The organism is Zooshikella harenae (assembly GCF_018837975.1).
GTDB lineage: Bacteria > Pseudomonadota > Gammaproteobacteria > Pseudomonadales > Zooshikellaceae > Zooshikella > Zooshikella harenae.
Map to the genome: position 1 here is coordinate 1 of NZ_JAGSOY010000227.1, position 1,635 is coordinate 1,635.

Sequence of the window (1,635 nt, forward strand, 5' to 3'; positions counted from 1 at the left end):
GTCAATACAGCCGACCGCTAACGCGTCGGCTGATTGAGACGTTATGTTTACACATGAAAATGAAGAGATTACCCAAAGAAATAGATAATGTAGGAAATAAGGAAATTTTAGAGCGACTCGATGGTGGAAGCTGTCATGGAGATATTATAGAGCCGCTTGAAAAGGTGCTTTCTAGTCTGGACGGAGTAAAAAGTTATTGTCCTGATGGCAAAAACTTCGCTTGGTGCTGCTGGTATGTTAATGGGGCTGTATTTGCATTTGGTTTGGGTATGCAAAAAATCGGTTTGTTATTGCCGCCTAATACTTGGTTAAAGGATAAACGAGTGGGCGAGTATTTTGGAAAATATGATGGTAACGATTGGTGGCAATTAGATTGGAACAGCCAAAGTATAGAGAAATGGTCAAAAGTTGCTTATGAATATGCGAAAAATACATAACAAGGCATTGCACCGGACAGGCCGGTGAATGCGACGTTAAATGGCAAAATTATGCAATGGAGTAAACGAAAGAAAAAAGTAGAAGAATTCTTCTCTGAGTCTGTAAAAGGAAGAGTCGAATTACGCTCTACTCATTATCGGGGCACTCATGACGAAGAAGGCCGTGGATATATTACCTTCGATAAAACTGAAATATGGAGCATGTGTACTCTTTCGTTTTATTCCATCGAATACGAGCGGATTGAGGAAATTGTGGAGCGGGAAGATATTACTCCATACGAGGCGCAAAAAATTGCACATGAGGAACTTGCATCAGAAGGCAAGTTCAACCAGTACACATACTATAGCTCACTGGATGAGTACTGTAATAATTCTATCGAGGAGTCTATAGAATCAGAAAATTTGCTTATGCGGTGCCTCGCAATGCTTGATGCTCGTCTAGGCAAGCGAAGACTTCGCGCCCTTGATCTATCTAAAGAAAGCCAAAAGGTTTTGGCTTTCTACAAAATACGCTGCGAGTGCGAGGGTATGCCATTTAACAAGTCAATCAACTTCGCGCCTACGGCGCCGGACACGCAAAAAGCGCGCGCCGGTTATTGAAGCGTTAAATGGCAAAGGATAGAATTGTGCAAGACCCAAGTGATTGGATTAATCAATACATCAAAGACTCTGAAGAGGCAATTCAGAAGTTGAGCACTGATTCACTATCGGTAACTAGCGATGACATTCAAAATGCACTGGTAGAAGTATTAGATCTGAATTCCTCTACAGGTCTTCTTTATATGGAGCTTCCGGCAGAAAAAATAATCTGCCTGTTGTCCTCTTTTGACTTTTCTAAATACCATCCGGAATTTATCTGTGAAGTGACATTGGAAGAGTCTATCGTTCCAAGCGACATTCCAGTATTGCTTACAGAGCAGACCATACGAGCTGGTGGCGAGATATGGATGATTCATAAAAATGATGCCGATCCTTTTCCTTCGAGTCCTCATGCTCATAATTACCCTAAAAACTTGGTTGCTCACTTAGGCAACGGAGAGCTTTATAGAAAAAGAGAGATTCTTGGGAAACTAAAGAAAAAAGACCTTGTTCTTCTTCGCGGCCTTATAAAAAATGTTAATTTACCAACGCTGGAAGTATAGCCATTTAACAAACGCGTCAATTAGGACGCTCGCAAGCTCGCGCCTATTACTCGGGC

3 protein-coding genes are annotated in these 1,635 nt (G+C 41.7%); all 3 read left to right on the forward strand.

What is annotated here, in order from left to right:
* On the forward strand, positions 1 to 437 hold a 437-nt coding region (locus tag KCG35_RS25140), incomplete at its 5' end, for a hypothetical protein (RefSeq protein WP_215822595.1).
* Positions 438 to 461: 24 nt separating this feature from the next.
* Complete coding sequence (locus KCG35_RS25145; RefSeq protein ID WP_215822596.1) at positions 462 to 1,037, forward strand: SF0329 family protein; 576 nt, start codon at positions 462 to 464, stop codon at positions 1,035 to 1,037.
* Positions 1,038 to 1,045: 8 nt separating this feature from the next.
* Positions 1,046 to 1,579: a hypothetical protein gene (locus KCG35_RS25150; RefSeq protein ID WP_215822597.1), complete on the forward strand. Its 534-nt coding sequence runs from the start codon at positions 1,046 to 1,048 to the stop codon at positions 1,577 to 1,579.
* Positions 1,580 to 1,635 lie beyond the last annotated feature (56 nt).

What these genes read in the sequence shown, in the direction of transcription:
- KCG35_RS25150 (WP_215822597.1), top strand. Translation starts at nt 1,046, where the DNA reads ATGGCAAAGGATAGAATTGTGCAAGACCCAAGTGATTGGATTAATCAA.